This is a genomic window from Micromonospora sp. NPDC000668, from assembly GCF_042897975.1.
GTDB lineage: Bacteria > Actinomycetota > Actinomycetes > Mycobacteriales > Micromonosporaceae > Micromonospora.
Map to the genome: position 1 here is coordinate 821,381 of NZ_JBIAYP010000003.1, position 26,062 is coordinate 847,442.

Genomic DNA, 26,062 nt, shown 5'->3' on the forward strand with positions numbered 1-26,062 from the left:
GTCATGGTGATGTCGTCCGTCGGAAAGGTCGCGGCCGACCCGACCGCGCGGATCGTCGTCCTCGGCCGCGGCCCGGTGCCGGCCGGCGAGCCCGTGCTCCGCGGTGACGACCTCGGTGTGCTGCGCGGCGACGGCCTCTTCGAGACCATGCACCTGCGCCAGGGCCGGCCGTGGCTGCGCGACGAGCACCTGGCCCGGCTGGCCGCCTCGGCTGCCGCCGTCGAGCTGGCCCTGCCACCCATCGCCGCGCTGATCGACCTGCTCGACACCGTGCGCGCGGGCTGGCCGGCGCGGGTGGAGGGGGCGCTGCGACTGGTCTGCACCCGGGGCCCGGAGGCCGGCGGCCCGCCGAGCGTCTACGCCACGCTGACCGAGGTGCCCGCGTCGTCCCGGGTGGCCCGTCGGGACGGGATCAGCGTGGCAACCCTGCCGCTGGGGGTGCCAGCGGGGGCACGCACCGGACTGGACTGGCTGCCCGCCGGGATCAAATCCACCTCGTACGCGGTCAACACCGCCGCCCGCCGCTGGGCCGACCGGGCCGGGGTGGACGACGTGCTCTGGATCTCCTCCGACGGGTACGCGCTGGAGGGCCCCACCGCCAACGTGGTGTGGCTCACCGGCGGCACGCTCTGCACCGTGCCCGCCGCCACCACCGGCATCCTGCCCGGCACGACCGTCGCCTGGCTGCTGGGCCACGCTGGCGAGCTGGGCCTGGCCGCCGCCGAGCGGATGGTCACCCCGGCCGAGCTGCACGCGGCGGACGGCATCTGGTTCACCTCGTCGGTCCGCGGGCTCACCGAGATCCACACGCTGGACGGGGTGCGCCGTGCGCGCTGCCCGCGTACCCCCGCCCTGCACGCCGTGCTGGGTTTCCCCGTCCCGTAACGGTCAGCCGCCGACCCGGACGAGCCGGGCGGACAGGTGCGGGCTGAGCCCGTGCCCCATCGCGGCCATGTCCTGGGCGTAGAGCAGCGCGCCCTCGACGATGCCGAAGAGCCGGTGCCCGCCGGTGACCTCCTTGGCGGTCGCCGTCCGGACCACCGCGTCGGTGGCGAACTCGACCTGGGTGCCGTTGCGCTTACCGAGGTGGAGCTCCATCACCCCGCTCGGGGTGGTCAGCAGAGCCTCCAGCTCGTCGGTGGCCCGGCCGTCCACCAGCACCGGCCGCCACCAGCCGACCTCACGCCCGGCGGGGCGGACCGGCTTGCTCTGCTCGTCGAGGATCCAGGCGCGGGACTCGTAGTGCAGGAACGGACGGCCGTCGTGGCTGATCCGGATTTCCTGGGCGTAGTCGAAGTCCTCGACGGTGGGGAAACCACCCTTGCCCCGGCCGCGCCACAGGCCGATGTAGGGCAGCAGGCCGTCCAGCGCCGGGTGCAGCTTCGGCCCGACCCGCAGGTCGTGACTCTCCTCGAACGGGTACGGGTCGACCGGCGGCGCGTTCAGCCACGGCGGCTGCAGCGGGTTCTCGTCGCTCACCAGCGTCACCAACGTCCTCTCGATATGCGTACGGCGAGGTAGACCAGGCCACCGGCGAGCCCGCCCAGGCCGGCGACCAGCAGGCTGACGAACCCGATCTCGGTAACCATCCCGGCCATCCTATGCTGGGCCTCATGGCCCGCACTCTCGTCGTCAAGGCCACCGCGGGGGCGGACGCCCCGGAGCGGTGTGCGCAGGCGTTCACGGTCGCCGCCACGGCGGTCGCGGCCGGGGTGGACGTATCGCTCTGGCTGACCGGCGAGGCGACGTGGTTCGCGCTGCCCGGCCGTGCCCAGGAGTTCGAGCTGCCGCATTCCGCCCCGCTGGCCGAACTGCTGCACGTCATCCTGACCAGTGGCAGGGTGACCGCCTGCACCCAGTGCGCGGCCCGGCGGGAGATCGGCCCGGACGACGTACTGCCCGGCGTCCGGATCGCGGGCGCCGCGGCCTTCGTCGAGGAGGCGCTGGCCGAGGGCGCGCAGGCCCTGGTCTACTGACCAGCGGCGGGACGACCCGGACGGTAGGGGCGGAGTGCGGATACCGACCCGACATCTCGGACGGCTGCCTACGATTCGGATGTGACCGAGGCGACGGAGAGATTCTTCGAATCACTGCCGGCGCGTGCCCCGGAGGTCCTCGGCGGCCTGGTCGCCGGAACCCTTCAGATTGACCTCGGCACCGACGACCAGACGACCGAGCACTGGCTGGTCCGGATGCGGCCGGGGTCGGTGCAGGTCAGCCGCAACCGCGGGCCTGCCGACGCCATCTGGTACAGCAGCACGGCCCTGTTCGACCGGCTGGTGACCGGCGAGGCCCAGGGGGTCGCGGCGGTGCTGCGCAACGAGAGCACGTTCAGCGGGAACGTGGTGCTCTTCCTGGCCTTCCGGCGGTTCTTCCCGAACCCGCCGGGCACCCGCGACCCGCGCGAGGTGGCTCGGAAGCAGGCCGGGCGGATGGCGTGAACGATCTCGTCAGCATCCTGGACGGCAACACCTTCCTGGTCAGCGACCGGACGGGGGACATCGAGCCGTCCTACGACTTCCCGACCGGGCTGTTCTCCTTCGACACCCGCTTCCTGTCCAACTGGGTGCTCACCCTGGACGGCGAGCGGCTGCACGCCCTGTCGATGGACGATTCCGAGTCGTACCGGACCAAGTTCTTCCTGGCCCCCGGCGAACCGACGCACTACCTGGACGCCAAGGCGTCGGTGATCCGCAGCCGGGCGATCGTGGGCAGCTTCGAGGAGGAGCTGACCGTGCTGAACCACACCGGCGAGGAGGTCGAGTTCACCGTCCGGGTGGAGATGGCGTCTGACTTCGCCGACCTTTTCGAGATCAAGAACGCCCGGCGGAAGCGCGGTCAGACGACGATTTCGGTGGCCGACAACGAGTTGCGCCTGACCTACCGGCGGGAGGCGTTCCACCGGGAGACGCTGATCACCTCCAGCGCACCGGCCATGGTCGACTCCTCCGGGATGACCTTCCAGATCCGGATCGCCCGGAACAGCGAGTGGAGCACCCGGCTGCACGTGTCCACCGTCGTCTACGGCGCGCGGGGAGAGGACATCCGGGCCACCCTGCCGTACGGCGGCAGCCGCAGCGCGGACGCCATCCGCGCCGAGCAGCAGGAGCTGATCGACCGGGCGCCGAAGCTCGGCTGCGACTGCGAGCCGCTGGCCGGGGCGTACCGGCGCAGCCTCAACGACCTGGCCGCGCTGCGCTATGAGTCGATCGCCCTGGGCGTGCGGCTGCTCGCCGCCGGGCTGCCCTGGTTCATGACCCTGTTCGGCCGGGACAGCATCATCACCTCGTTGCAGGTGCTGCCGTTCCTGCCGGAGCTGATCCCGCCGACCATCGTGATGCTGGCCGGCCTGCAGGGGCACCGGGTGGACGACTTCCGGGACGAGGAGCCGGGCAAGATCCTGCACGAGCTGCGGTACGGGGAGACCGCCGGTTTCGAGGAGCAGCCGCACTCGCCGTACTACGGGTCGGCCGACTCGACGCCGCTGTTCATCATCCTGATCGACGAGTACGAGCGCTGGACCGGCGACTCCGAGTTGATCCGGCGGCTGGAACCGCAGGTGCGCGCGGCGCTGGAGTGGATCGACACCTACGGCGACCTGCTCGGCACCGGCTACCTCTGGTACCAGACCCGCAACCCGGAGACCGGCCTGCAGAACCAGTGCTGGAAGGACTCCTGGGACGCCATCTCGTACGCCGACGGCCGGTTGCCCGGCTTCCCCCGGGCCACCTGTGAGCTGCAGGGCTACGCGTACGACGCGAAGATCCGGGCCGCCCGGCTGGCCCGGACGTTCTGGAACGACCCGGCCTACGCCGACCGGCTGGAGCGGGAGGCCGCCGCGCTCAAGCAGCGGTTCAACCACGACTTCTGGATCGCCGACCGCGGGTACTACGCGCTCGCCCTAGACGCCGACGGGAAGCAGGTCGACGCGCTGTCCTCGAACATCGGGCACCTGCTGTGGAGCGGAATCGTCGACGAGTCCCGGGCCGGCAAGGTGGTCGAGCACCTGCTCGGGCCGCGGCTGTTCTCCGGTTGGGGGGTACGGACCCTCGCCGAGGACCAGGGCCGGTACAACCCGATCGGCTACCACGTGGGCACCGTCTGGCCGTTCGACAACTCGATCATCGCCTGGGGGTTGTGGCGGTACGGCTTCCGGAACGAGGCCGGGCTGATCTGCGACGCGATGCTGGCCGCATCCCGCTACTTCGATGGCCGACTGCCCGAGGCGTTCGCCGGCTACGCCCGCGACCTCACCGACTACCCGGTGGAGTACCCGACCGCGTGCAGCCCGCAGGCGTGGTCGACCGGCACACCGCTGCTGCTGCTGCGGGTGATGCTGGGGCTGGAGCCGCAGGGCGAGCACCTGATCATCGATCCGGCCGTGCCGCCGGGCATGGGCCGGATCGAGCTGCTGGACATCCCCGGCCGGTGGGGTCGGGTCGACGCACTGGGCCGCAGCCGCGGCCCGGAGGAGCAGCAGCCGGGCGTCTGATCCGGCGGGATGCTCGGCTCAGCCAGGGCAGCCGACGGTGGCGGCCAGCCGGGCGGCGTCCGGGGTGAGGTCGGCCAGCACGGTGACCGGGCCGGCGCGGTACGCGTACACCGGGGGGTTGTCCAGCAGCGGGTTGCCGCCGGCCAGCGGTGCGAGCCCGCCCGGCGACGCGGCCGGGTCGGGACCGGCGGCGGACCGCGCGGTACGGGCCGACGCGCCGCCCGGACAGGGCGCGGTGACCAGCTCCGGCGCGGCGTCGGCCGGCCGGCCGAGCGCCCGCAGCGCGGCCGTCAGGGCGGCGACCTCCGGGCCGCCGTCGGTGGTCGAGGGCGGGGTGTAGCCGGAGCCAATCGGCCGACAGCCGGTGTCGACGGTCAACCGGATCCGACCGTCCCCGGTCGGCCGTCCCTGGACGGCGACGAACTCACCAGCGTCGGCGCGCAGCACCGGGCCGTCCCGCCCGGACCCGACCCAGGCCCGCCAGTTCGCGGGAAGTCGCTCGGCGATCCCGGCCAGGACGGTGCGCTCGGTGCCGGCGGGCGCGAGCACAGCGACCTCCCGGCGAAGCGTGGCACCGTCAGCGAGCGGGGTGACCCGGCAGCCCGACCCGATCCGCGCCGGGCTCAGCTCCAGCAGCCCGGCCGCGCCGGCCGCCCGGGCCAACTCGCCGACCGCCCGGTCGACCACCGGGCCGGCCTGGTCGAGGGAGCGCTGCTCTCGCACGGTCGGTGGATCGTCGCGGACCGACGTCCAGGCGAGCAGGGCCAGCAGCACGGCCCAGACCGCGCTCGCGACCAGCAGCCAGCGCCGCCGTCGCCGGGGTGCCGGCGCGGCGGGACCGGTCGACGGGGCCCACCCCGTCCGGACAGCACCGCTCACCCGGCCATGGTGTCACGGGCGATCCGCCGGCCCGGCGGCGACCGGCGCCCGCCGCGGCGGGTAGGCAGCCCGGGTCGTCGGGCGGTGATCAGGCGGGCCGGGATGGCGGGTCGAGCCGGTAGCCGACGCCCCGCACGGTGTGCACCCGCGGGCCGCCCGGCAGGCTGCGCAGCTTGTGCCGGAGCCGCTTGATCGCGGAGTGCACGACTGCGCTGTCGCCCAGGTACGCGCCGTTCCAGACGGCCGCGAAGAGCTGCTGGTAGCTCCACACCACCGGCGGCGGACCGATCAGCCGGGCGAGCAGCTCCCGCTCGGTGCGGGTGAGCGGGAGCGGATCACCGCACCAGGTGACCAGGCGCCCGGCCCGGTCGACGACCAGCTCGCCCCACGTGACCGGCCCCTGCGGCACCGCCGGCGGGCTGACCGGCGCGACGGCCGTGGCCGCGCCGCCCGGCGGCGACGGGAACAGCATGGCCCGCAGTTCGGCCAGGTCGACGCAGCTCACCACCGGGCCGACCCCGTCGAGCTGGCGCACCACCCGCTCCCGCACCGAGACGTCCGCGGTGACGCAGACGACGATCGGGACCCCTGCACCGGGCCTGGCACCTTCACCCGCACTGACCGTGAATTCCACCCGACGATAGTGACGTACGCCGATGGGTTTCGGGGGGCGACCCATGGCCGGGGTCACGCTACGTAACTGACTCCGACCATCTCGACCGGGAAACGACCGGGGCCGGTCACCCCGCGAGGGTGACCGGCCCCGGTCGATCAGAGGGTGGGCTGTCAGGCGACGGTGACGCTGACCTCGTTGATGCCCCGGCCGGCGGTGACGGCGGTGTCGCCGTTGCCGTGTCGGGACAGCGCGCGCAGCGTCCAGGAGCCCGGCGCGGCGAAGAACCGGAACTGGCCGGCGGCCGAGGTGACAACCTCGGCGGTGAACTCACCGGTCGAGTCGAGCAGCCGGACGTACGCGCCCGCCACGACCTCGTCCGCCTCGGAGCGGACGATGCCGGTGATCACGGTTTCCTTCTCCAGGTCCAGGCTGGCCGGCAGCGGCGCGGCCTGGTCCGGGGCGGCGCAACCCGCGGTGGTGGGAGCAGTCATGGTCAGGCCTCCCCGGGCTCGTCGCCGAGCGCGACCGGCACGCCGACCAGCGAGCCGTACTCGGTCCAGGATCCGTCGTAGTTCTTCACGTTGCGGTGACCCAGCAGCTCCTGGAGCACGAACCAGGTGTGCGAGGAGCGCTCACCGATCCGGCAGTAGGCGATGGTCTCCTTGCCGTCGTCGAGCCCCGCGTCCCCGTAGATCCTGCGCAGCTCGTCGTCGGACCGGAAGGTGCCGTCCTCATTGGCCGCCTTGGACCACGGGACGCTGATCGCGGTGGGGATGTGCCCGCCACGCTGCGCCTGCTCCTGCGGCAGGTGGGCGGGGGCGAGCAGTCGGCCGGCGAACTCGTCGGGGCTACGCACGTCGACCAGGTTCTTGGTGCCGATCGCGGCGACGACCTCGTCGCGGAAGGCCCGGATGGAGGTGTCCGGCTCCTGCGCGACGTACTGGGTCGCCGGACGGGTCACCGCGTCGGTGACCAGCGGGCGGGCGTCCAGCTCCCACTTCTTGCGACCGCCGTCGAGCAGCTTCACGTCGCGGTGGCCGTAGAGCTTGAAGTACCAGTAGGCGTACGCGGCGAACCAGTTGTTGTTGCCGCCGTACAGGATGACGGTGTCGTCGTTGCTGATGCCGCGCCCGGAGAGCAGCGCCTCGAACTGGGTCTTGTTGACGAAGTCCCGGCGGACCTGGTCCTGCAGGTCGGTCTTCCAGTCGATCTTGATTGCGCCGGCGATGTGGCCGGTGTCGTAGGCCGAGGTGTCCTCGTCGACCTCGACGAAGACGACGCCCGGGGCGTCGAGGTTCTTCTCGGCCCACTCGGCCGAAACGAGTGCGGTGTCGCGACTCATCGAATCACTCCCTGGTGAGGATGGATGGTGAGCCAACGCGCGAATATCGATGGGTTTGACTGTCGCACCGCGCGCGGGACCCAGCGGAAGGACGGGATCACGGGTTCGTGCGACGGCGCCGCTGCCGGGCGTTCGGTGGGATCACCGGAGGGTACGAGAACCCTGCGTGCCGGTGGCCGCCGTCAGGCGGCCGAAAACAGCCCCGCCGTCAGATGACGGGGCGACACAGGCAGGTGGCCACGCGGCACAGGTCGACCGCGCGCCGTTTGGTGAGGTGGGTCCCCATGGCCACGGAGCCTACCAGCCAGTGACCGTGCTGCCACTGGGTCGACCAGCATCCGGGAATCCAGGGCCGACCGCCGGCGTCCCTCCGCCCGGCGGCCGGCTGGCCGATCAGCTCGCGGAGTTGATCGGCACGTTCTTCGCGTCGGCGGTGACCGCCAGCCCTTCGGGCAGCGGCCGGACCTCCCGAACGGCAAGCTGGAAGGGAAGGTCGGGCAGGGGCACGTCGATGGAGATGCCCTTGGCGTAGTTGTTCAGCAGCGCGCGGGCCAACGGCAGGTTCGGCAGGCCCTCGGCGTCCAGGTCGTTGAAACGCAGCGCGACGGCGCCACTCTTGGCGACCGTGACGTCGGCGGTGCCGCTGACGGTGAGCGTCTGGCCGAGGATGTCGACCGGGGCGGTGACGGCGAGCTTGCCGCCCTGCTCACCGAGGGTGAGCCCGGGCCGGTCCAGCAGCGCGGCGAGACTCTCGTAGCTGATCGTGCCGGTGCCGTTGACCGTGTCGGCGACAACGTCGCCCTGCCCGGTGCGCAGAGTGTCCAACGAGGCCCGCACGTTGCGGGCGTCCACGTCCAGCACCAGCAGCCGCACGGCGTCGCCCTCAACCGAGGCCTGCACGTCCCGCAGCTTGATGGAGATCCGCTGGTAGCGGCCGTCGAGCACCTGGGTCAGGAACGGAGTTCCGCCGACCTCCACATCGGGCGCGGCGGCCTGCGCGCCCTGCTTGGTGACCTCCTGGCTGACCCGGTCGGCGATGGCCCGCTCGGCCACCCCGACCGCCACCCGGTCCGCGATCACCAGCAGCCCTGCCACCAGCAGGAGCAGGACGACCAGGCCGATGAGCAGCTTGCGACCGCGCCGTCGGGGCCGGGCCCCGTCCGCCGGATACTCCTGCGCCACGCCGCCTCCTGTCTCCGTCCGCCGCTTGCGGCGGATCGTCGGTACCGGTTGCCGCAGCGCGGCGCACCACCCGTAGGTACCCGACCGGTCCCGGGCTCAACCGTGACTCAGAGAAAGAGCATGCACATGGCGTACGCGGCCGGCGCGGCCAGGGCGAAGCCGCCGAGCGGACCCTGCATGTGCCGGGCGACCCACATGGTGGGTGGCTCGCCGGCCATCAGCCGGCCCGCCTCCGCGTACCCGACGGCGAGGTCGGAGAGGACGGCGGTGACCGCCGCGACCAGGCCGATCACCGCAGCCCGCGTCGGCGTGAAGGGTGCCACCAGGTAGCTGCCGAGCATCGCGCTGACCAGCGTGCCGACCATCGCGCCGGCAACCACGCCGGCGGCGCCCCGGGGGACCTGCGGGGCCAGCCGGGGCCAGGGCAGCACCGCGTCGGTGAGCCGGGCGACGGTCAGCGCGACCCCGCTCGCGGTCAGGCAGACCGTGATCGCCTGGGTGCCGGCCGGGATCCTGCTGAGCACGATCAGGGTGCCGAAGGCCACCACTCCGACCACGATGAGCAGCGTGGCGCCGAGCGAGTCGGTGACCCGGACCCGGTCGACCCGTCGGACCAGCTGACCGAGCACCGCGGCGAGGAACCCGCCGGCCGCCAGGTAACCCAGGGGCGCCAGGCCGGCGACGTCGGTCTGCACCGCGGCGATGTCGACGACCGCGGCGACCGCGGCGCTGACCCCGGCGACCAGCAGCAGCGCCGGTGGACGCATGGCCATCGTCCAGGCGAGCACGAACAGCAGTTGGACGCCGAAGATGATGAAGGCGAACGGCAGCCGGTGACCGGGGCCCGAGGTCTGCGCGCCGAGCACCAGGCCGACACCGAGCAGTGCGGCGAAGCCGGCGATGGTCAGCGCCAACGAACGGCGCACCTCGACCGGGGGTACGACCTCCTCCTCCGGCTCGTCGATCTCGTCTTCGGAGCGGCGGGCCGGCTCGCCGGCGCGGCGTGCCCGGCGGGGCCCACCCCGCTCGCGGCGGTTGCCGTCGATGACAGGCGGGCCGGTACGCGGCGCAGGCGGGTGACCACGGGTCGGTGCGGCCGGGCCCGGGCGGGGCCCGTCGGGCCACGATTCGCGGCCGGCGTCGGGCGAGGTGGAGGGAAACACGCCCCGATCGTGCCAGACCGACCGCCCGACGCGGTGGTCACGGGTTTCAGCAACGTTAAAACCTGTGCCACGATCAGGGGCAAGCTGGACAAACGGGAAATTGCCTGACGGCACAGCCAAGGCGATCGGTTAGGCTCAACGCGTTACCCGCCCGTCAGCGACGCCGGGACCACGCAATTTCTCAGCGCACTCCCCCGTGAGTGTGTCTGGTCGCGCGCGGCCGAGCGCCGCCGGGACGGAGGTGATCGTGGAGATCCTGCTGCTGGTGACCGCACGCGCAGGGGAACCGTCCGCTGTTCTGCCGGCACTCGACCTGCTGCCGCACTCGGTCCGCACCGCACCGCGCGACGTCCGCACCCTGGTCGCGGGGCCCAGCCCCGACGCGGTGCTGGTGGACGCGCGGTCGGAGCTGAGCGAGGCCCGGGCGACCTGCCGGATGCTGCACGCCACCGGGCTCGGGGTGCCGCTGGTCGCGGTGGTGACCGAAGCCGGCCTGATCGCGTTGAACGCGGACTGGGGCGTCGACGACGTCATCCTCGCCGCGGCCGGCCCCGCCGAGGTGGAGGCGCGACTGCGGCTGGCGGTGGGCCGGCTGAGCAACGCGACCGCTGGCGCCGGCGGCTCGATCCGGGCCGGCGAGCTGACCATCGACCCGGACACCTACGCGGCCAAGCTGAAGGGGCGCCCGCTCGACCTCACGTACAAGGAGTTCGAGCTGCTGAAGTTCCTGGCCCAGCACCCGGGCCGGGTGTTCACCCGGGATCAGCTGCTGCGCGAGGTCTGGGGCTACGACTACTTCGGCGGCACCCGCACGGTGGACGTGCACGTCCGACGGCTGCGCGCCAAGCTCGGCTCGGAGTACGAGTCGATGATCGGCACCGTCCGCCAGGTGGGTTACAAGTTCGTCGTACCGCCCTCGCGGTCGCTGCCCGAGGCGGAGCACGCGCCGCTGCCCGTCTGATCCGCACCCAGGCGGAGGAACGATTCCCCGTATGCCCTTTTGGCGCAGCTCGTCAGTTCTATTCTGACTGCCGGGTTTGTCGGAGAAAGGGGCGACGGTGCGCGCAGTGACCACGGGGACCACGGGCCGGCGTGACCGGTCAGCCAGGCGGAAGCCGTGAAGTGGAGCAACCCGACCGTCCGGGCGGCGGGAATCGTGGTGTTGGTGGTGACGGCGCTGCTCGGCTCGGCGTACGTGCTGGGCCGCAGTCTCATCCCCGACCAGCCTCAGCGGCAGGGAACCGGGGTCAACACGAACGCCGACGGGCCGTACTACGCCGACCAGCCCACCGACGACGCGTCCAGCGCGGCCCCGACCACCAGCAGCGGCCCCGCCCAGGCCGGTCAGGACGGGTCGGGGCGGGACGCCGAGGGCGAGAAGCTGTTCGGCGCGCACTCCACCACCGGCACTCCACGACTCGCGCTGACCTTCGACGACGGACCGGACCCGCGATACACCCCGCAGGTGCTCGCCACGCTGCGCGAGTTCGACGTCAAGGCCACGTTCTGCGTGGTGGGCGAGAACGCCCAGGCCCATCCCGATCTGATTCGGGCGATCGTGGCCGATGGGCACACCCTGTGCAACCACTCCTGGCACCACGACGTCACCCTGGGCAATCGTTCGGCGGACACGATTCGCGCCGACCTGTTGCGGACCAACGAGGCGATCCGGGCAGCGGTGCCGGACGCGCCGATCGTCTGGTATCGCCAGCCCGGCGGCGCCTGGACCTACCCTGTGGTGTCGATGGCGCAGCAGCTCGGCATGACCCCGCTGCACTGGTCGGTGGACCCGGCGGACTGGGAGGCCCCCGGCGCCTCCAAGATCGCCGCGTCAGTGCTCACCCAGGCCGAACCAGGATCGGTGGTGCTGCTGCACGACGCGGGTGGGGACCGGCAGGGCACGGTGGACGCGCTGCACCGGATCCTGGCCGACCTCACCGGACGGTTCGAGCTGGAGGCGCTGCCCACCGACCCGACGTGAGCCGGTCGGGGATCCCGGCCGACCGTCGTCCCCGGCGACTACGGTGACGGGATGAGCAGCGCGGAGCCGACCAGCGACCAGGTGACCCGGACCGACCGACTGGCCCCGGCGGAGATCGCCGACGTGCTGGCCCTGGCCCGCTCCGCAGGCGACACCGACGGCGCGGACCCGCTCGACGAGCACGTCCTGCTCCGGCTTCGTGATCCCGGTGCGCCGGCCGTGCACCTGATCGCCCGCGCCGACGACGGCACCCTCACCGGGTACGCGCACCTGGACACCACCGACCCGGTCGGCGGGATCGGGGTGGAGCTGGTGGTGCACCCCGCGTACCGCCGGAGGGGCACCGGGCGGGCGCTGGTTCGGGGCGTGCTCGCCTCGGCCACCGGGCCGCTGCGGGCGTGGGCGCACGGCGACCACCCGTCGGCCGCCGCGCTCGCGGTCGACCTCGGGTTCACCCGGGTGCGGGTGCTCTGGCAGCTACGCCGGCCACTGGCCGCCCCGCTGCCCGAGCCGCGGCTGGCCGATGGGGTGGTGCTGCGCGCGTTCCGACCGGGCGCGGACGACGCGGCCTGGCTGGCCCTCAACGCGCGGGCCTTCGCCGAGCACCCCGAGCAGGGTCGGTGGACCTCGGACGACCTGCGGGTCCGCCTCGCCGAGCCGTGGTTCGACCCGGCCGGCTTCCTGCTCGCCGAGGAGACCGCCACGGGCCGACTGCTCGGCTTCCACTGGACCAAGGTGCACGAGCGCCCGGGGTCGGCCCGGATCGGCGAGGTGTACGTGCTCGGCGTGGAACCGACCGCGCACGGCGGCGGGCTCGGCCGGGCGCTGACCACCGCCGGGTTGGCGTACCTGCGGGACCGGCGAGGGCTGGACCGGGTGATGCTCTACGTGGACGACTCGAACACCGGCGCGGTGGCGCTCTATGAGCGGCTGGGCTTCGCCCGCTGGTCTGCGCACATCAACTACCACCTGGGCTGACCAGCGGAGTTGACCTCCGGGCAGCCGCTGCGACCGGGTCACCGGCGGGTAACGGCCACGCGTCGGCGGGATAACGCCCAACCGGATATATGACCATACTTCCGACAGGTGTACCCGAGTTCACTTAACGGACAACCCACCCTCAGCAAGCGGTCACCTCGAGGGGCGTACGTGTTCACCTTGCGTTCACTTGCGACCGGCGAACCGGCTACCTGGCACTTCTAACTTTCGTGTCAGCCGGTCAGTGCCGGTCCTCGGGCCCCGGGATCGGGGCGCCAAGTCAGACGCGAAGGGAAACCCCTCAGGTGAAGCTCCAGCGGTACGGCACTCTTGCCTGCCTCGCTCTCGCCGCGACGCTCGGTCTCAGTGCATGCGGCTCGGACAACAACGAGCCCACCTCCAGCGCCAGCGCTTCGGGCTCGGCCGCCGCGGTCGACTGCGCCACCGGCACGCTGAACGCCCAGGGCTCGTCGGCGCAGAAGAACGCCATGGCCGAGTGGATCAAGGCGTACCAGCAGAAGTGCCAGGGCACCACGATCAACTACGAGCCGACCGGCTCGGGCGCCGGCATCCAGGCGTTCATCGCCGGGACTGCCGACTTCGCCGGCTCCGACTCCGCGCTCAAGCCGGAGGAGCAGCCGCAGGCTGACGCGAAGTGCGTCGGTGGCAAGGCCATCCACCTGCCGATGGTGATCGGCCCGGTTGCCGTCGCCTACAACGTCAGCGGCGTGGACAACCTCCAGCTCAAGCCGGCCACCCTGGCGAAGATCTTCGCCGGCAAGGTCACCAAGTGGGACGACGCGGCGATCAAGGCCGACAACCCGGGTGCCACCCTCCCGGCGACCACCATCCAGACCGTCCACCGTTCGGACGAGTCGGGCACCACCGACAACTTCACCAACTACCTCTCGAAGACCGCCGAGGCCGACTGGACCCTCGGTAAGGCCAAGCAGTGGAAGGGCCCGGGCGGCACCGGCGCCAAGGGCTCGGACGGTGTGGCCAGCTCGGTCAAGGGCGCCGACGGCTCCATCGGCTACATGGAGTGGTCGTTCGCCGAGAACGCCGCTCTGAAGATGGCCAAGATCGGTAACGGCAACGGCGAGTTCGCCGCGCTGACCGCCGAGGCTGCCGGCAAGACCATCGCCGGCGCCAAGGTCGAGGGCCAGGGCGACGACCTCAAGCTGTCGATCGACTACAACACCAAGGAGGCCGGGGCCTACCCGATCGTCCTGGCGACGTACGAGATCGTCTGCAGCAAGGGCCTCCCGGCCGACAAGCTGCCGCTGGTCAAGGGTCTGCTGGGCTACGCCGCCAGCACCGAGGGCCAGGCTGCCATGACCGAGTTGGGCTACGCCCCGCTGCCGGAGAGCGTCCGCACCAAGGTCGAGGCCGCAGTCAAGAACATCTCCTGACCGACACCACTCCGCAACCGAATCGAGCGAGCAGATGGGTGACACCCCACCCCGCTCGGCCGACGCCGGCACCGGCGGGACGCGCGTGACCCAGAGTCACGAGTGGCCCGCCGGTGCCTCGGCGCGTGTGGCCGAGGCACCAGTCAGCACCCGTCCCCCGGGCGGCACCGGGCTGGGCGGCGGCGGCGCGCTGCCGCGCAGCCGTAAGTTCGGCGCCGAGCGGGCCTTCCGCGGTCTCACCCTGGCCGCCGGCACCGCCGTTCTGGTCATCATCGCCGCCATCGCGATCTTCCTGGTCGCCAAGGCGGTGCCGGCCCTGCGCGCCAACACCGAGAACTTCTGGTCCTACGAGGGCTGGTCCCCCAACGAGACGCAGCCAAAGTTCGGCATCGGTGCGCTCGCCTTCGGCACCGTGCTCAGCTCGGCGCTGGCGCTGCTCATGGCGGTACCGGTCGCACTCGGAATCGCGCTCTACCTCTCGCACTACGCGCCCCGCCGGCTGGGCACCGCGCTCGGCTTCCTGGTCGACCTGCTCGCCGCCGTGCCGAGCGTGGTTTTCGGCCTCTGGGGGCGGGACATCTTCATCAACCCGGTCCGGGATTTCTCGGTCTGGCTGAACAAATACTTCGGCTGGCTCCCGATCTTCGGCGGCGACGGCCCGTTCGGTAAGTCGATCATGCTGGGTGCCCTGGTACTCGCGATCATGGTGTTGCCGATCATCACCTCGCTCTCCCGCGAGGTGTTCCTCCAGACGCCGACCGCGAACGAGGAGGCCGCCCTCGCCCTGGGTGCCACCCGCTGGGAGATGCTCCGCACCGCAGTGCTGCCCTACGGACGCCCCGGCATCATCGCCGCGGTGATGCTCGGGCTGGGCCGCGCCCTCGGTGAGACCATCGCCCTGGCGATGACCCTCGGCATCACCTTCGGCGTCTCGTTCAACCTGATCCAGAACGGCGGCAACACCATCGCCGCCAACATCGCCAACGCGTTCGGCGAGGCGAACGAGACCGGCCGGGGCGCACTCATCGCCTCCGGCCTGGTGCTGTTCGCCATCACGCTGATCGTCAACATCACGGCGCGGGCGATCATCTACCGCCGCCGGGAGTTCACGGAGTCGGCCGCATGACCACAACCGTCACCTCCCACCGCACTCGTCCGCCGGCCCAGCCTCCCTCGCTGCGGGCTCGGCGGCTGCCCTGGTACGCCGCACCGGCCATCGCCGTGGCGGCCCTGGCGCTCTCCGCCGTGATCGTCTACGGCACCGGCACCGGCGGCCCGGTCCTCGTGGTCGCCCTCGGCGCGGTGCTCTACCTGGTCGGGCTCTTCGCCGCGGCGAACGCGGTCGAGGGGCGCCGGTCGGCCCGCAACCGCACCTGGAGCGCGTTGATCCACTCCGCGTTCGTGCTGGCGGTGCTGCCGCTCGTGTCGGTGGTCTGGACGCTGGTCAGCAAGGGCGCCGAGCGGCTGGACCTCAACTTCTTCCAGACCTCGATGAACAACATCGGGGCCCGAGACACCAACGGCGGCGCGTACCACGCGATCATCGGCACGCTGGAGCAGGTCGGCGTCGCCACCCTGATCACCGTGCCGCTCGGCATCCTCTGCGCCATCTACGTCGTCGAGTACGGCCGGGGCAAGTTCGCCTTCGCGATCCGGTTCTTCGTGGACGTGATGACCGGCATCCCGTCGATCGTCTCCGGCCTCTTCGTGCTGGCGTTCTGGGTGCTGGTCGTGTCGCCGTGGTTCAACGACGGTCGGCCGAGCTTCTCCGGCTTCGCCGCCGCGCTCGCGCTGAGCGTGCTCATGCTGCCCACCATCGTCCGGTCCACCGAGGAGATGCTCCGCCTCGTCCCGGCGCCACTGCGCGAGGGCGCCTACGCGCTCGGCGTACCCAAGTGGAAGACCATCCTGCGGGTGGTGCTGCCGACGGCGCTGCCCGGCATCGTCACCGGCGTGATGCTCGCCATCGCCCGTGCGGCCGGCGAGACCGCGCCGGTGCTACTGGTCGCCGGCGGCGGTGCCGCGATCAACACCAACCCCTTCGAGAACAACCAGTCGTCACTGTCCCTCTTCGTCTACCAGCAGGCCGGCGACGCGTCGAGGTACGCGCCGGCACGGGCATGGACCGCGGCACTCACCCTGGTCGCCCTCGTGCTCATCCTGACGATCGGGGCGAAGCTGCTGGCCCGTCGTAACAGGCTCAGCCGATGAACCCCGGAGGTTCCACCATGGCCAAGCGCGTCGCAGCCTCGAACGTCACCGCCTACTACGGCGGCTTCAAGGCGATCGAGAACATCAACCTGACCGTCGAGCCGAAGACGGTCACCGCCCTGATCGGCCCGTCCGGTTGCGGCAAGTCCACCTTCCTGCGGTCGATCAACCGGATGCACGAGGTGCTGCCGGGGGCCCGGGTCGAGGGCAGCCTGACCATCGACGACCAGGACATCTACGACCGGGACGTGGACGTCACCGCGGTTCGGCGCATGATCGGCATGGTCTTCCAGCGGCCGAACCCGTTCCCCACCATGAGCATCTTCGAGAACGTGGTGGCCGGGCTGAAGCTCAACGGCGTCCGGAAAAAGTCGATCCTGGAGGACGCGGCCGAGAAGGCACTGCGCTCGGCGAACCTGTGGGACGAGGTCAAGGACCGGCTGGGCAAGCCCGGCGCGGGCCTCTCCGGCGGTCAGCAGCAGCGGCTCTGCATCGCCCGGACCATCGCGGTCGAGCCGCAGGTCGTGCTGATGGACGAGCCCTGCTCGGCCCTGGACCCGATCTCGACGCTGGCCATCGAGGACCTGATGTTCCAGCTCAAGGACAAGTTCACGATCATCATCGTGACGCACAACATGCAGCAGGCCGCGCGGGTGTCGGACCGGACCGCCTTCTTCTCGATCGAGAAGACCGGCGACCCGGGCCGGCTGATCGAGTACGACAACACCCAGAAGATCTTCAGCAACCCGAGCGTGAAGAAGACCGAGGACTACATCACCGGCCGCTTCGGCTGAGCCGTCCGCAACCGGTCACCGGCGCCCCGCCCACCCGGCGTGGGCGCCGGTGTCGTATCCGACGTCGCCCGTGCGCCGCCACCTCCAAGATCGTGCTCGAACATGGAAGTAGTGGCCTCCGTCGCACGACGACCCCACTACTTCCTGGATCGAGGGCGATCTTGGAGGGCGAGCGCGGCAGGACAGGCGAGCGGCTCAGCCGAGCACGAAGCGGGGCTCGCCGTCGGGCGGCAGGTCCAGGCGGGGGGTGATCGGGGTGGCGGCGTCCCGGCTGGCCGCCGCTCGCGCCACTCCGGCCAGATCGTCGGCCGCCGCCACCTGGGCCAGCGTGACCAGCGTCGGCGGCAGCATGGTCAGCTCGCCCGCCTCGGCCCGGGCCAGCGCGTCCGCCGGGCGAACCCACAGGGTGTGGTCGGCCTCGCCGGAGACGTCCCGGGTCCGCTGCCCCTCAGGCAGCAGGGCGACGAAGAAGTACGTGTCGAAGCGGCGCGGCTCGAACTCCGGCGTGATCCACCGGCTCCACGGCAGCAGCAGGTCCGACCGCAGCGTCAGGCCCCGGTCGGCGAGCAGCGCCGCGAAGCCCAGGCGACGCCCCTCCAGGTCCTGCCGGGCAGCTTCCCAGTCGTCGCCGCTGACGTCGCCCACCACGGTCGCCGGGTCCGGGCCGGCGAGCAGCACGCCCGCCTCCTCGAAGACCTCCCGGGCGGCGGCGCAGACCACCGCCTGGGCGGCGTCCGGGGCCACCCCGAGCCGCCCCGCCCACTCGCTCGGCGCCGGGCCGGCCCAGTCCAGGTGGGCCTCGGAGTCGGAGCGGTCCACCCCGCCGCCGGGGAAGGCGTACATCCCGCCGAAGGTCATCGCGGCGACCCGGCGGATGACGTACACCTCGAAGTCGGCGCCGGTCGGGCGGAGCAGCAGGACGGTGGCCGCGACCCGGGGCACCGCCGGGGTGCCGCCCTCGGCCTGGAACCGGCGGGCGTGCTCGACCAGGGCGGCCGGGGCGGCGAAGCCGTCGCTGTCGATCGTCATGCCCGCGAGCCTAGTTCCCCGCGACGCGCCTACCGGGAGCGCGCCCAGCCCACAAAGCGGGTTCGGCGCCGTATCGGCGATGTCGGGGTGTCCTGGTCGCGGGATAGCGCGATATCGCCGACACGGAGTCGATCACGATCAGGCGCGCACCCCCGGGCGGGCATGGCCGGCGAGCCGGCGGTTCACCTGGCTGGGCTAGCGTGCCGACATGACTCGTTGGGGCATCCTGGCCACCGGCCACATCGCCAGCCGTTTCGCCGAAGACCTCCGGTTGGTGCCGGACGCCGAACTGGTCGCGGTCGGCTCCCGCGCCGCCGACAGCGCGCAGCGCTTCGCCGAGAAGCACGACGTGAAGCGCGCCTACGCCTCCTGGGTGGAGCTGGCCGCCGACCCCGAGGTGGACGTGATCTACGTGGCCACCCCGCACGCCGCGCACTACGAGGCGGCCATGACCTGCCTGACCGCCGGGCGCCCGGTGCTGCTGGAGAAGCCGTTCACCCTCGACCTGGCCACCAGCGCCGAGCTGGTGGACACCGCCCGTGCCGCCGGGACCTTCCTCATGGAGGCCATGTGGATGCGGACCAACCCGATGATCCTGCGGGTGGTGCAGCTGATCGCGGAGGGCGCGATCGGCACGGTGAGCAGCGTCCGGGCCGACTTCGGGGTGTCCGGGCCGTTCCCGGCGGAGCACCGCATGCGGGCCGCGGCGCTGGGCGGGGGCGCCCTGCTCGACCTGGGGGTCTACCCGATCAGCCTGGCCCACCTGCTGCTCGGTGTGCCGCAGCAGATCCGGTCCTGGGCGCAACTCGGCCCGGAGGGGACGGACGAGAACACCGGCATCCTGTTCGGGTACGACACCGGCGCGCTGGCCACCCTGAGCTGCGGCATGGTCGGGTCGAGCGGGCAGACCGCCTCGATCACGGGCACCGCGGGTCGGATCGACCTGCCGGAGCCGTTCTTCCGGCCGGGTTCGCTGGTCCTGCACCGCGACGGCGCCGAGCCGGAGACGATCACCGCCGACACCGTCGGTAACGGCTACCAGTACGAGGCGATCGAGGTGCAGCGCTGCCTGGCCGCCGGGCTGACCGAGAGCCCGCTGGTGCCGCACGCCACCACGCTTGAGGTGATGGCCCTGCTGGACGCCGTACGCGAGCAGATCGGCGTGCGGTACGCGTGAAGGAAAGGGCCCCTTGTCGGCTGACAAGGGGCCCTTTCGTCGTGGCGCGTCGGGGTGCGGTCAGCCGAAGAGCGGCCGGACCAGCAGGTAGGTGAGGCAGGCGATCAGCGCGGCGGCCGGGAACGTGACGATCCAGGCGATCACGATGTTGCCGGCGACGTTCCAGCGGACCGCGGAGAGCCGCTTGGTGGCGCCCACGCCCATGATCGCCGAGGTGATCGTGTGGGTGGTGGAGATCGGCGCCTTCAGCACCAGGGCGTTGAAGTAGAGCACCGCGCTGGCCACCGTCTCGGCGGCGAAGCCCTCCGGCGGGCCCAGGTCGATGATCTTGCGGCCGAGGGTGCGGATGATCCGCCAACCGCCGGCGTACGTGCCCAGCGCCAGCATCGTCGCCGAGGTCCAGAACACCCAGCCGGGGATGTGGGACTTGTCGTCCTGGAAGCCGCCCGTGTACAGGGCGAGAACCACGATGCCCATGGTCTTCGCGGCGTCCTGCATGCCGTGGCCGACCGACATGGCGGCCGCCGAGGCGGTCTGCGCCCACCGGAAGCCCCGGTTGAGCTTGCCCGGCTGCCCCTTCCGGAACAGCCAGAGGATGGCCAGCATCAGCAGGTAGCCGAGGGTGAGACCGACGATCGGCGAGAGCACCATCGGCAGGATGACCTTCTCGCCGATGGTGGCCCACTGCACGATGCCGCCGGTGGACAGCAGGGTCGCGCCGACCAGGCCGCCGAAGAGCGCGTGTGACGACGACGACGGCAGACCGAAGTACCAGGTGATCAGGTTCCAGGCGATGGCGCCGAGCACCCCGGCGAAGACCACCCCGAGGCTGGCGACCCCGGTGGGCAGGGTGACCAGGCCGTCGCCGACGGTCTTGGCCACCCCGGCGCCGAAGTGGGCACCGACGAAGTTGCCGACCGCGGCGAGCAGCAGGGCGATCCTGGGTGTCAGCGCCCGGGTGGAGACGCTGGTCGCGATCGCGTTGGCGGCGTCGTGGAAGCCGTTGGTGTAGTCGAACGCCAGGGCCACCGCGATCACCGCCAGCACGGCGATGAGTTCGGGGGTCACAGGCTCAGGACTCCTTGACGGCGATGGTCTCGACGGTGTTGGCCACGTGCTCGAAGGCGTCGCAGGCGGCCTCCAGCTCGTCGGCGACCTCCTTCATCTTCAGCACCGTCAACGCGTCGTACTCGCCGGAGAAGAGACGGACGAGCAACTGCCGGTTGATCCGGTCGCCCTCGTTCTCCAGCCGGTTGCACTCGATCCAGTAGTCCTCGAGGTCCTTCATCGACTTCAGCCGCGGCATCGCGTCGGCGGTCAGCTTGGCCTGCTGGTCGAGCACGTTCACCATCTCGTGCAGCTCGCGGGGAAGCGCCGGGAGCTCGGTCAGCCCGTACAGGTAGAGCAGGTCGCCGACCGCCTCCAGGTGGTCCATCACGTCGTCCAGCAGCGAGCCGAGCCGGTAGATGTCCTCCCGGTCGAACGGCGTGATGAAGGTCGAGTTGATCTTCTTGTAAAGGTCGTGGGTGATCTGGTCGCTGTCGTGCTCGACCTCGGTCAACCGCTCGCTGACCGACTGCACATCGACGCCGGGCAGGGCCAGTTCGTTCAGCAACGCGGTGCCCCGGACCAGGTTCTGCGCGGCCCTGGTGAAGAGCTCGTAGAAGGCGCCCTCGGTGGGGCGGAAGGAAAACTTCACAGCACAGACCTCGTCGCGTCGGTGGAAGGGTGGCGGTGCCCGTCGGGTACCCGCCCGGTGAATGCTAGGAAACGGCGGAACGGCGAATTCGTCGGCCCACCCCTGGCCAGGCCGCATTCACCGGTCGTTCACCTGCTGTTCATCTCGGGCGTCCCACCCGCCCCCGCGTCCCCAGCACAGAGCCGCTCCCGCTCGTGCGCCACGTCGAAATCGGCAGCCGGATACCCCAGATCAAGCGTGTCGAACGTCTCCCGCAACAGGTGGGCCACTGCCCAGTCCCGGTACCATTTGCGGTCCGCCGGCACCACGAACCACGGCGCGGCGTCCGTGCCGCACCGGCTCAGCGCCTCGGCGTACGCGGCCTGGTAGTCGTCCCAGAGAGCCCGGGAGTCGACGTCCGACGGGTTGTACTTCCAGTGCTTGCGCGGGTCGGTGAGCCGCTCCAGCAGCCGCCCGCCCTGCTCGGCGTAGGAGATGTGCAGCATCACCTTGACCAGGGTCACCCCGCCATCGGTGAGCTCCCGCTCGAAGGAGTTGATGTCGTCATACCGGGCCCGCCAGGTGGCCTCCGGCACCAGCGAGCCGACCCGGGCGATCAGCACGTCCTCGTAGTGGGACCGGTTGAACATCCCGACGTACCCCGGTGGCGGCAGCGCCCGCCGGATCCGCCACAGGAAGTCGTGCCGCAGCTCCTGCGGGGTCGGCGGACCGAACGAGCGGATGTGCAGGCCCAGCGGGTTCATCGCCCCCGCCACCCGCTTGATCGTGCCGTCCTTACCGCCGCAGTCCATCGCCTGGAGCACCAGCAACACCCGACGCGCCGGCCCGTCCGACCCGGCCTTGGCCATCGCGAAGAGCATCTCCTGCTGGCGGCCCAACTCGCCGCCGACCAACTCCACCTGCTCGCGGGCCCAGGCCTTGCGGCGCTCCCCGGTCACCTCCGACGCCGGCAGACCGGGCGTGGACCGGGGGTCGATCGCGCCGAGATCCACCGGTGCGGTGACCCGCAGCAACTCCCGCACGGAGCCGCCGACGGGCGCCACGATCTGCGCTTGCTGGGGTGCGCTCATCCTCGGATCATCGCCCACCCGCCGGCCATCCGCCCGCCGAGCGCAGCCCTGCCCGGGCCGGCTGTCACGTTCGGGGCTGCCGGCGCGTCCAGTTGGCGGGAGGATGTACGCCGGGACGAGCCGGCCGGGGAGGGTGGTGGGTCGTGCAGGACCTGGCGACGGAGTTCGAGGCCAAGCGGGGCCGGCTGCTCGCGGTGGCCCACCGCATGCTGGGCAGCCGCAGCGAGGCCGAGGACGCGGTGCAGGAGACCTGGCTGCGCTACGCCGGCGCGCTCGCCGACCCGGCGGCCCGCGCCGAGATCCGCGACCTGTCCGCCTGGCTGACCACCGCCTGCGCCCGGATCTGCCTGGACGTGCTCCGCTCGGCCCGGGTCCGGCGTGAGGCGTACCACGGGGAGTGGCTGCCGGAGCCGGTGGTGAGCCCGGTCGGCGCCACCCCGCCCACCGACGGGTACGCCCCCGACCCGGCGGAGCGGGCGGTGCGCACCGACCAGGTCGGCACCGCGCTGCTGGTGGTGCTGGAGCGGCTCGCGCCGGAGCAACGGGTCGCCCTCGTGCTGCACGACGTGTTCGCGGTGCCGTTCGCCCGGGTCGCCGACGTGCTCGGCACCACCGAGGCCGCCGCCCGGCAGCTCGCCTCCCGGGCCCGGCGGGCGGTCACCGCGCCGGACCTGCCCCGACACACCGCCGAGCCGGCCGAACAGCGCCGGGTGCTGGCCGCGTTCATCGCCGCCACCGAGTCCGGTGAGCTGGATCCGCTGCTCCGGGTGCTCGCGCCGGATGTGGTTCTCATCGGCGACTCGGGCGGGCATTTCCCGTCCGCCCGCCGACCGGTGGTCGGCGCGGACAAGGTGGGCCGCTTCGCACTCGGTCTCTTCGGCCGGGCCGGCCGGTACGCCAGCCGGGTGCTGTCCCGGCCGGTGCTGGTCGACGGCGTACTCGGCCTTCAACTGGAGACGGTGCACACCGACGGCCGGCCGATCCGCCTGGTGACCGCGTTCGCCGTGGACCAGGGCCGGATCACCGCCATCTACAACCAGCTCAACCCGGAGAAGCTGACCGATCTGCCGCCACTGAACGACGACGACCACTGGCCGCCGCGCTGGTGAGCTGGCTCAGACCACCAGGGCCAGCCACTTGCGGTACGAGGTGGCGAACGGCTCGGTGCCGTCGCCGAGCGCGCCGAACAGCCACCGGGCCGCCGCCTCGGCCTCGACCACCACGTCCTCCGGGTAGCCGTACCGGGCCCGGTGCTCGGCGAACTCGTCCTCGTCGAGCAGCTCCACCAGGCCGGTGGCCCGGCGCCGGACCACGTCCAGGTCCAGGTCGATCAGATGGACCGTGTCGTCGGATTCCCAGCGGGCCGGGGTGGCGATGTCGCAGTAGACCTCGCTGGTCCGCGGCGGCGGGTTGAACATGCCCGTCCACCAGGCGTGGCGCGGCACCAGCAGGACGAACGGGATCTTCTCCACCGACGGACGGCCGTGGTAGACCGACTCGGTGCCCGCGGGGACGCCGAGCCAGACGCCGAGGTCGTCCTCGGCGAGCCGGCGGGCGGGATAGTCACGGTGGGCGCTGCCGTCGTACTTGCGGTAGATCACTCGGACCACGTCGCTCGGCATGATTCGCACCCTAACCGATACTGCCCACGCGTCGTAGCACAGCTGTAACCGGACGGGCCGGCCCACCAACCGGTACCGCGCCACGCGGGCGGATGGGCGCGGCCCGTGTCGGGCACGACGGGTACCGTCGCACGGTGACTCCGCCCCGCACCGCCACCGGTTCCGCCACCCCGTCGGCCCGTGCCGGGAGCCGGCGGCGGGGTGCCCGGCCCAGCGGCACCGAGCTGCTCGCGGCGGCGGTCGGCGCGGTGCCTGGCGGTGCTGCGCGCCCCGGCCAGCAGCAGATGACCACCGCGATCGAGGAGTGCGTGACCAGCGGCGAGCACCTGCTCGTCCAGGCGGGCACCGGCACCGGCAAGTCGCTGGCCTACCTCGCGCCGGCCCTCACCGTGGACGGCCCGGTGGTGGTCTCCACCGCCACCCTGGCGTTGCAGTCCCAGTTGGTCGACCACGACCTGCCCCGGCTGGCCGACGCGGTCGAGCCGCTGCTCGGCCGGCGGCCCACCTTCGCGGTGCTCAAGGGCCGCCACCACTACCTCTGCCTCGCGCGACTGGACAACTCCACAGAGGAGGAGCCGGAGGACACCCTCTTCGACACCCCGGCCGCCCGCCCCGGCGGCGGCACGAAGTGGCTCGGCGAGGCGGGCCGGATGGGCAAGCAGATCGAGCGGCTGCGCGGCTGGGCGGAGAAGACCGCCACCGGCGACCGGGACGAGCTGGACCCGGGCGTCGACGACCAGGCCTGGCGGCTGGTCTCGATGCCGGCCCGGGAGTGCGTCGGGGCGACCCGCTGCCCGTTCGGGGCGGAGTGCTTCGCCGAGGCGTCGCGGGCACGGGCCCGCGAGGCCGACATCGTGGTGACCAACCACAGCCTGCTCGCGGTCGACATGCTGGCCGACCGGCACATCGTGCCGCCGCACAAGCTCCTCATCGTGGACGAGGCGCACGAGCTGGCCGACCGGGTCTCCTCGGCGGCCCAGGCGGAGCTGGTGCCGGATCTGATCGACCGGTCCACCCGGAGGGCCCGCCCGCTGCTGCGGCCGGAGACCGCCGAGTCGCTCACCGCGGCCGGCGACGCCCTCGCGGTCGGGCTGGCCGAGGCACCGGCCGGGCGGATCACCGCCGGGCTGCCGGCGCCGCTTCGCGAGGCGTGCACGCTGCTCGACGCGGCGACCCGCGCCGCGCTGGACGCGATCGGCGAGGTCAAATCCGACGATCCCGACCCGGTCCGCAAGCAGCAGGCCAAGGCGGCGTTGGACGAGCTCTCCACGACCGCGCAGCGGCTGCTGGAGGAGGCCGAGCACGACGTGGCCTGGGTGGAGAAGAACGACAGCGGCAGCCGGCGCGCACTGGTGGTCGCGCCGCTGTCGGTGGCCGGCACCCTCGCCACCCACCTGTACGACGAGCGCACCGTGGTCGCCACCTCGGCCACCCTGGCACTCGGTGGCCGGTTCGACACGGTGGCCCGCGCCCTCGGGCTGGACGCGCCGCCGGTCCCGGCGTCCCCGGCCGCCGCCGCGCTGGCCGCCCGCACCGGCCCGGGCCGCCCGGCCGCCGAGACGCCGGGCCGCCGGCTGGCCGACGACGCCATCCCGGGTGCCACCATCCCGGCGACCGAAGGTCCGGGCTGGCGGTCGCTGGACGTGGGCTCGCCGTTCGACTACGCCCGGCAGGGCATCCTGTACGTCGCGGCGCACCTGCCCCGGCCCAGCGTCTCCGGGCTGCCCGAGGCGGCCGGGGAGGAGCTGATCGCGCTGGTCGAGGCGGCCGGTGGGCGTACTCTCGGGCTCTTCTCCTCCCGGCGGGCCGCGCAGCAGGCGGCGGAGCTGCTGCGCGCGCGGACCGACCTGCCGGTGCTGCTGCAGGGTGAGGAGGCGCTGCCGCTGCTGGTCCGCCGGTTCCGCGAGGAGCGCGCCAGCTGCCTGTTCGGCGTGATGTCGCTCTGGCAGGGAGTGGACGTGCCGGGCGACGCCTGCCAGCTCGTGGTCATCGACCGGCTGCCCTTCCCCCGGCCGGACGAGCCGCTGGCGGCGGCCCGCGCCGCGGCCGTGGACGCGGGCGGCGGCTCCGGCTTCGCCGCGGTCAGCGTGCCGATCGCGGCGGTCCGGCTGGCCCAGGGGGTGGGCCGGCTGATCCGGGCCACCGGCGACCGGGGGGTGGTCGCGGTGCTCGACTCCCGGCTGGAGACCGCCCGCGGTTACGGGCCGTTCCTGCGTCGTTCGCTACCGCCGTTCTGGTACACCACCCGCCCCGAGGTGGCCCGCGGTGCGCTGCAACGCCTCGCCACCGCCTGACCGCCCCCACCGCACACCACGCCGCCGCTCAAGATCCGCACAACATCAGGGAAAGAGTGGCCTCCGACAGCGGGGAGACCACTCTTTCCAGGAAACCGTGTGGATCTTGAAGTGAGCCGGC

General features: G+C 72.2%; 28 protein-coding genes. 14 read left to right on the top strand and 14 right to left on the bottom strand.

Annotated elements, in window-relative coordinates; translation table 11 throughout:
• Window positions 1-9 precede the first annotated feature (9 nt).
• Entirely contained in the window at window positions 10-885 is an 876-nt protein-coding gene (locus ACFY29_RS20090) for an aminotransferase class IV (protein WP_386988136.1), read from the top strand.
• A 3-nt stretch (window positions 886-888) separates the two neighbouring features.
• Here the strand turns inward: ACFY29_RS20090 and ACFY29_RS20095 are convergent, their stop codons facing one another.
• Together ACFY29_RS20095 and mtfM are read right to left on the bottom strand one after the other, a co-directional pair.
• Complete coding sequence (locus ACFY29_RS20095; RefSeq protein WP_328420882.1) at window positions 889-1,479, bottom strand: FABP family protein; 591 nt, start codon at window positions 1,477-1,479, stop codon at window positions 889-891.
• A gap of 5 nt (window positions 1,480-1,484) precedes the next feature.
• A complete protein-coding gene (gene mtfM, locus ACFY29_RS20100; RefSeq protein WP_030327764.1) occupies window positions 1,485-1,589 on the bottom strand; it encodes a small membrane protein MtfM in 105 nt (34 codons plus the stop codon).
• A 12-nt stretch (window positions 1,590-1,601) separates the two neighbouring features.
• Between mtfM and ACFY29_RS20105 the strand changes: the two genes are divergently transcribed.
• The 3 genes from ACFY29_RS20105 to ACFY29_RS20115 all read left to right on the top strand — a co-directional run bounded on the left by ACFY29_RS20105 (window position 1,602) and on the right by ACFY29_RS20115 (window position 4,492).
• On the top strand, window positions 1,602-1,976 hold the full coding sequence (locus tag ACFY29_RS20105; protein WP_328420884.1) for a DsrE family protein: 375 nt from the start codon (window positions 1,602-1,604) through the stop codon (window positions 1,974-1,976).
• Window positions 1,977-2,057: 81 nt separating this feature from the next.
• Window positions 2,058-2,441: an SCP2 sterol-binding domain-containing protein gene (locus ACFY29_RS20110; protein WP_386988141.1), complete on the top strand. Its 384-nt coding sequence runs from the start codon at window positions 2,058-2,060 to the stop codon at window positions 2,439-2,441.
• Window positions 2,438-4,492: a glycogen debranching N-terminal domain-containing protein gene (locus tag ACFY29_RS20115; protein ID WP_386988144.1), complete on the top strand. Its 2,055-nt coding sequence runs from the start codon at window positions 2,438-2,440 to the stop codon at window positions 4,490-4,492. Before ACFY29_RS20110 ends, ACFY29_RS20115 begins: the two co-directional genes overlap by 4 nt.
• 18 nt (window positions 4,493-4,510) lie before the next feature.
• Here the strand turns inward: ACFY29_RS20115 and ACFY29_RS20120 are convergent, their stop codons facing one another.
• From ACFY29_RS20120 to ACFY29_RS20150, 7 genes are all read right to left on the bottom strand, one after another.
• Entirely contained in the window at window positions 4,511-5,371 is an 861-nt protein-coding gene (locus ACFY29_RS20120; RefSeq protein WP_386988146.1) for a hypothetical protein, read from the bottom strand.
• A gap of 88 nt (window positions 5,372-5,459) precedes the next feature.
• The gene (locus tag ACFY29_RS20125) at window positions 5,460-6,005 is read right to left on the bottom strand and encodes a winged helix-turn-helix domain-containing protein (RefSeq protein WP_386988149.1); all 546 of its coding nucleotides are present in this window, start codon (window positions 6,003-6,005) and stop codon (window positions 5,460-5,462) included.
• A 152-nt stretch (window positions 6,006-6,157) separates the two neighbouring features.
• Entirely contained in the window at window positions 6,158-6,478 is a 321-nt protein-coding gene (locus ACFY29_RS20130; protein WP_328420892.1) for a DUF1416 domain-containing protein, read from the bottom strand.
• 2 nt (window positions 6,479-6,480) lie between these two features.
• Window positions 6,481-7,329 carry a sulfurtransferase gene (locus ACFY29_RS20135; RefSeq protein WP_386988153.1) on the bottom strand — a complete coding sequence of 283 codons (849 nt, stop codon included), beginning with the start codon at window positions 7,327-7,329 and terminating at the stop codon, window positions 6,481-6,483.
• A gap of 208 nt (window positions 7,330-7,537) precedes the next feature.
• Window positions 7,538-7,615 carry an Ms5788A family Cys-rich leader peptide gene (locus tag ACFY29_RS20140; protein WP_310503780.1) on the bottom strand — a complete coding sequence of 26 codons (78 nt, stop codon included), beginning with the start codon at window positions 7,613-7,615 and terminating at the stop codon, window positions 7,538-7,540.
• Between the two features lie 107 nt (window positions 7,616-7,722).
• Complete coding sequence (locus tag ACFY29_RS20145) at window positions 7,723-8,511, bottom strand: DUF2993 domain-containing protein (protein WP_386988156.1); 789 nt, start codon at window positions 8,509-8,511, stop codon at window positions 7,723-7,725.
• A 107-nt stretch (window positions 8,512-8,618) separates the two neighbouring features.
• Window positions 8,619-9,674 (bottom strand): hypothetical protein, encoded by a 1,056-nt coding sequence (locus ACFY29_RS20150; RefSeq protein WP_328420898.1) that lies wholly within the window; start codon window positions 9,672-9,674, stop codon window positions 8,619-8,621.
• A gap of 241 nt (window positions 9,675-9,915) precedes the next feature.
• Between ACFY29_RS20150 and ACFY29_RS20155 the strand changes: the two genes are divergently transcribed.
• The 7 genes from ACFY29_RS20155 (at window position 9,916) to pstB (ending at window position 17,050) form a co-directional block, all read left to right on the top strand.
• Entirely contained in the window at window positions 9,916-10,635 is a 720-nt protein-coding gene (locus ACFY29_RS20155) for a response regulator transcription factor (RefSeq protein WP_328426127.1), read from the top strand.
• Between the two features lie 156 nt (window positions 10,636-10,791).
• Entirely contained in the window at window positions 10,792-11,655 is an 864-nt protein-coding gene (locus ACFY29_RS20160; RefSeq protein ID WP_386988159.1) for a polysaccharide deacetylase family protein, read from the top strand.
• 51 nt (window positions 11,656-11,706) lie between these two features.
• Window positions 11,707-12,633 (top strand): mycothiol synthase, encoded by a 927-nt coding sequence (gene mshD / locus ACFY29_RS20165; RefSeq protein ID WP_386988162.1) that lies wholly within the window; start codon window positions 11,707-11,709, stop codon window positions 12,631-12,633.
• Between the two features lie 305 nt (window positions 12,634-12,938).
• Window positions 12,939-14,045 (top strand): phosphate ABC transporter substrate-binding protein PstS, encoded by a 1,107-nt coding sequence (pstS, locus tag ACFY29_RS20170; RefSeq protein ID WP_328420904.1) that lies wholly within the window; start codon window positions 12,939-12,941, stop codon window positions 14,043-14,045.
• Window positions 14,046-14,079: 34 nt separating this feature from the next.
• Window positions 14,080-15,171: a phosphate ABC transporter permease subunit PstC gene (gene pstC / locus ACFY29_RS20175; protein ID WP_355601653.1), complete on the top strand. Its 1,092-nt coding sequence runs from the start codon at window positions 14,080-14,082 to the stop codon at window positions 15,169-15,171.
• Window positions 15,168-16,256 (top strand): phosphate ABC transporter permease PstA, encoded by a 1,089-nt coding sequence (pstA, locus tag ACFY29_RS20180; RefSeq protein WP_328420908.1) that lies wholly within the window; start codon window positions 15,168-15,170, stop codon window positions 16,254-16,256. The genes pstC and pstA overlap by 4 nt, the downstream gene beginning before the upstream one ends.
• 17 nt (window positions 16,257-16,273) lie before the next feature.
• Window positions 16,274-17,050 carry a phosphate ABC transporter ATP-binding protein PstB gene (pstB, locus tag ACFY29_RS20185; RefSeq protein WP_328420910.1) on the top strand — a complete coding sequence of 259 codons (777 nt, stop codon included), beginning with the start codon at window positions 16,274-16,276 and terminating at the stop codon, window positions 17,048-17,050.
• A 195-nt stretch (window positions 17,051-17,245) separates the two neighbouring features.
• Here pstB and ACFY29_RS20190 read toward each other — a convergent pair whose 3' ends face one another.
• Window positions 17,246-18,079 carry an NUDIX hydrolase gene (locus ACFY29_RS20190; protein ID WP_386988167.1) on the bottom strand — a complete coding sequence of 278 codons (834 nt, stop codon included), beginning with the start codon at window positions 18,077-18,079 and terminating at the stop codon, window positions 17,246-17,248.
• A gap of 208 nt (window positions 18,080-18,287) precedes the next feature.
• On the opposite strand from ACFY29_RS20190, the gene ACFY29_RS20195 reads away from it, so the two are divergent.
• Window positions 18,288-19,256: a Gfo/Idh/MocA family protein gene (locus ACFY29_RS20195; RefSeq protein ID WP_386988171.1), complete on the top strand. Its 969-nt coding sequence runs from the start codon at window positions 18,288-18,290 to the stop codon at window positions 19,254-19,256.
• A 60-nt stretch (window positions 19,257-19,316) separates the two neighbouring features.
• Here ACFY29_RS20195 and ACFY29_RS20200 read toward each other — a convergent pair whose 3' ends face one another.
• From ACFY29_RS20200 to ACFY29_RS20210, 3 genes are all read right to left on the bottom strand, one after another.
• Complete coding sequence (locus ACFY29_RS20200; RefSeq protein ID WP_328420916.1) at window positions 19,317-20,324, bottom strand: anion permease; 1,008 nt, start codon at window positions 20,322-20,324, stop codon at window positions 19,317-19,319.
• Window positions 20,325-20,328: 4 nt separating this feature from the next.
• The gene (locus tag ACFY29_RS20205) at window positions 20,329-20,955 is read right to left on the bottom strand and encodes a DUF47 domain-containing protein (RefSeq protein WP_053655020.1); all 627 of its coding nucleotides are present in this window, start codon (window positions 20,953-20,955) and stop codon (window positions 20,329-20,331) included.
• 128 nt (window positions 20,956-21,083) lie between these two features.
• Complete coding sequence (locus ACFY29_RS20210; RefSeq protein WP_328420918.1) at window positions 21,084-22,025, bottom strand: PPK2 family polyphosphate kinase; 942 nt, start codon at window positions 22,023-22,025, stop codon at window positions 21,084-21,086.
• Window positions 22,026-22,168: 143 nt separating this feature from the next.
• Here ACFY29_RS20210 and sigJ point away from each other — a divergent pair, with 143 nt between their 5' ends.
• Window positions 22,169-23,134: an RNA polymerase sigma factor SigJ gene (gene sigJ, locus ACFY29_RS20215; RefSeq protein ID WP_386988178.1), complete on the top strand. Its 966-nt coding sequence runs from the start codon at window positions 22,169-22,171 to the stop codon at window positions 23,132-23,134.
• Between the two features lie 6 nt (window positions 23,135-23,140).
• On the opposite strand, the gene ACFY29_RS20220 is transcribed toward sigJ, so the two are convergent.
• Window positions 23,141-23,647, bottom strand: coding sequence for a DUF402 domain-containing protein (locus ACFY29_RS20220; RefSeq protein WP_328420921.1), 507 nt, complete (start codon window positions 23,645-23,647; stop codon window positions 23,141-23,143).
• A gap of 92 nt (window positions 23,648-23,739) precedes the next feature.
• Between ACFY29_RS20220 and ACFY29_RS20225 the strand changes: the two genes are divergently transcribed.
• Complete coding sequence (locus ACFY29_RS20225) at window positions 23,740-25,941, top strand: ATP-dependent DNA helicase (RefSeq protein WP_386988182.1); 2,202 nt, start codon at window positions 23,740-23,742, stop codon at window positions 25,939-25,941.
• The last annotated feature ends 121 nt before the right edge of the window (window positions 25,942-26,062 follow it).